The organism is Glutamicibacter sp. BW78 (assembly GCF_002332245.1).
In the GTDB taxonomy this organism is placed as follows: domain Bacteria; phylum Actinomycetota; class Actinomycetes; order Actinomycetales; family Micrococcaceae; genus Arthrobacter_H; species Arthrobacter_H rhombi_A.
Map to the genome: position 1 here is coordinate 1 of NZ_NRGU01000016.1, position 3,272 is coordinate 3,272.

At 61.8% G+C, this 3,272-nt stretch carries 4 protein-coding genes and 1 pseudogene; all 5 read left to right on the forward strand.

What is annotated here, in order from left to right; all coding sequences use genetic code 11:
• A partial coding sequence (locus tag CIK75_RS16145) for a hypothetical protein (RefSeq protein WP_198962380.1) occupies nucleotides 1-668 on the forward strand: 668 nt, incomplete at its 5' end.
• A gap of 2 nt (nucleotides 669-670) precedes the next feature.
• Nucleotides 671-895: a hypothetical protein gene (locus tag CIK75_RS02780; protein WP_096223155.1), complete on the forward strand. Its 225-nt coding sequence runs from the start codon at nucleotides 671-673 to the stop codon at nucleotides 893-895.
• 161 nt (nucleotides 896-1,056) lie between these two features.
• Nucleotides 1,057-1,641, forward strand: a complete 585-nt coding sequence (locus CIK75_RS02785) for an NUDIX hydrolase (protein WP_158225871.1) — start codon at nucleotides 1,057-1,059, stop codon at nucleotides 1,639-1,641.
• Nucleotides 1,642-1,675: 34 nt separating this feature from the next.
• A complete protein-coding gene (locus CIK75_RS02790) occupies nucleotides 1,676-2,413 on the forward strand; it encodes a hypothetical protein (protein ID WP_096223157.1) in 738 nt (245 codons plus the stop codon).
• Between the two features lie 334 nt (nucleotides 2,414-2,747).
• Nucleotides 2,748-3,272: pseudogene (locus tag CIK75_RS02795) on the forward strand (site-specific DNA-methyltransferase); the annotation flags it as partial.

Below are 3,272 nucleotides of genomic sequence, written 5' to 3' on the forward strand. Positions count from 1 at the left end.
GCCCAAAGATGGAGGAGACGGGAACCACCATCACCGGGACCACCGCAGGCGACGGCGCCAACACCATCCTCACCGGCCTTGGCTGGCGCTTCCAGCGAACAAAAAACCGCTGGCACCTACCCGGATCCACCAACACCGAACCAGACCACCACCGCATCGAAGCCACGCAAACCGCGCTCGCCGATGACTTCGCCCTCACCACAAACCTGCAGCAGGGACATACCACCCCCGGCCCGGCCACCCCTCAACCGACCCCGCCGGACCCATCCCTACGCCAGACCCAAGCACTCCAACGCAAGATCGAAAAGCAAAACCGCACCATCAACCGCCTCAACCGGACCCTGAACTCGTCCCACACCGTCGCCAACCACACCATGAGCATCCACACCACGCCCACCGGCCAACGGCGAGCGCGAGCAGAAGAACTCTTGGCTGCGGAGTCCGCGCGCCTGGTCGAGCTCGAGGAAGAGTTGCGGGAGCTGATCGATGCCGGGGCGGTCGTGGTCAGTGCAGCCAATATTTCCCCCGGGGATCGGGCCTCGGTGCTGGGTCGCTGGTACGTGGTCGAGCAGGTCAATCGGCGTACCGTGACTCTGGCCGTTTCCGGCGGTCGGCGAAACAAGGTGGAGATCTCCCATCTTGATGGCCACGAGCCCCAAGAAGCGTAGCCATGAGGATCCTCGTGGGGTTCTCCACCAGGCATACCGAGGAAGTCGACGTCAACGAAGCCGAACTAGCTGCCTGGGCAGTTCGCTCCGGCGTCCTGGGCAGACTCTCGGCCTCCGGGCAGCGCGGGGCCCCTTCCGTGTCCGATGTGACAGCGATGATGCGCGCCAACCACCATTTCGCCTCATTCCTAGCCGGACGCTTCCACACCTCCCCTTCCCGGCGCTAACCCGCCCGAGCGGAAAACAGCACGCCAAACGGGCCTTACTTCCATAAGAGGCCAGCCCGCTGCCTGACCTCCCAGGCATGCACACCCCCCCGGGCGCTCGCCGGCCCATCCAAGGGATAGCAGCATTTTCAGCCGGTATTACCCGCCAGGAGGCGATCTCCATGAAAACCAGCAAGGCACTTCGAGAAGAACATGACACGTCCAATACGGCGCTGCAGAGTGTCCTCATCCATGCCGACCGGTTCTCCACGATCCGGCAGGTGCCCTTCACGTTGCATAACGGCAAGCCGGGACGGCATATCGTCGTCACTGCTGGAAGCGGCAGGGGCGTGGTTATCGTTCCCGTGGTGAACGTCCGTGGCCTCAACTATTTCTGTGTCGTCGACGAGTATCGCCTTCCGGTTGGCCAGACCATCACCGGATTCCCTCGTGGTGGCACGGACCCTCATGAGGAACAAGAGGACGCGGCGCGGCGTGAGCTGCGTGAAGAGACCGGAATCGAAGCCTGCGACCTGGTGCATATGGGCTCGGTCTTCGCCGACACAGGAATCCTGGACACCAAGATCGACGTCTACTTCGCCCAGGCAGCGAACATCCCTACCGATCACGTGGACCCCGAGACCGGTGGTACCTCACGGTGGATAGCCCACGGGCAGCTGGGCTCGTTGATCCACTCCGGGAAGATGCGTTGCGGCCTGACCTTGGCTGCACTGTCCCTCGTCGAGCATTCCGGCCGGCTGCGCTGAGTACCCCACTAAAACCCGTCCCGAAGGAGACCACATGAACACCACCCGGACACATACCGTGCACGCCCCCACCCCGGTCTGCACAGTCGTCGACCCAACCACCCGTCAGAAGCTCATCGTCGACGGCGAGCGCCAAGAGTACGAGGCCCGTCGCATCGGTCCGCTGACTGGTCTGATCGTTCCGGCGATCGCCGTGCCGGTGATGTTGGGGCTCGTCGCTGTTTTCTGTACCGGTGCGCTCGCCTGGATCAATGCGCCCCTGACGCTGCGTCCAGGTTTCTTCGGCACCGCTGTCCCCACAGCGATCTGGGTGGGAATCGGGGTGGTTGTCTTGAGTGTCGGCATCTCGTTCCATCGGATCCCGGAATATGAACGTCGCCGCGACGAACTCCGGCAATGGGCTGCTGCGCACCACGCGCAGCCCACAGCGCGCATCAACGAATGGGACGCCCTGAACACGGCAGCGATCACCATTGCCGACCTGCGCGACCATCTCACCGAAAACAGCAGCTGGGGCACCCTGAACCCCAACACCGGGGCCCAAGAGCTCACCACAGCCACAGACGCCCTCCGCTACCTCACCTGCACCCCACCACCCAAGGCCCCACGCACCAAACGCAACCGGCCAATCCGCACGGCATACCAAGCCAGCAACGAAAGCATCCTGAACACCTGCGCGCTCGCCGATTTCTATACGGCCCTTTCCGATGCGCATCAGGCTGCCTACCAGCTGCAGCTCGCTGCGGGAGACATCCTGCCCTCTCGGGACTGACCCTGGTAAGAAGGGACATCCCATGCACACCACGACTCCATCTAACCCGCCACAGTGGTTGCCCGAGATAAGGTCCCGTCCTGGGTAATTCTGCACTCCAAAATCGACTGTCTCCATACGAAGGAATGGTTCCGAATTCAAAAGAGCTGGACGGAACATCGGAAGTGTTGGTCAACCATCTTTTCTTCTTCGCACCACGAATGCTTGCGCGCGGCTGGAGGTCGCTAACCGTGCGCGCCTTGGATGGGTAAGGTCGGTCGATTGATAGCCTGAAAATCAGGATACTAACCAATACTTCGGCGTTTCGCGCTGGCTACGATGAAGAGGACGACGCTTGTCACGACTGAGTGAACTGATGCGACAGGCGCGAAAGGCCGATCCCCAGCTTGGCAAGGATCTCGAAGCGGAGATTAATGCGCTAACGAAACGTCGTACTTTCGGCCTCGTTTTCGAACAGCACCAGCCCGAAGCTGTCGAGCTTCCTGGAAGACCAATTCGACGCGGCGACAAAGTACGTGTCCTGCCGCCTAGGGGCGAGACTAAAACCGGAGATTCTCGTCTGTGGCGCATCACCAGGATCGAGCGCACCGAGGGACAGCGAGCAGCCCACCTATCCGAGCTGGACACGGAGAATCCGGACACCCAGATCGTGCCGGCCGACGACCTTGTGGTCGTGGCAGAGTTCCGGGACCGCATCTACCCCGGTCTGGTCGAAACCGGAAGGGTGGAACGCGGTGGCGACAAGCCCTTCCACTCAGTAATCAATGCCGAAAACTTCCACGCCTTGCAGATGCTCACCTACACACACCGGCACTCAATCGATGCCATCTACATCGACCCTCCCTACAACACAGGCGCT

Coding starts and splice junctions, on each gene's coding strand:
- CIK75_RS02780 (WP_096223155.1), top strand. CDS start 671: ATGAGGATCCTCGTGGGGTTCTCCACCAGGCATACCGAGGAAGTCGAC.
- CIK75_RS02785 (WP_158225871.1), top strand. CDS start 1,057: ATGAAAACCAGCAAGGCACTTCGAGAAGAACATGACACGTCCAATACG.
- CIK75_RS02790 (WP_096223157.1), top strand. CDS start 1,676: ATGAACACCACCCGGACACATACCGTGCACGCCCCCACCCCGGTCTGC.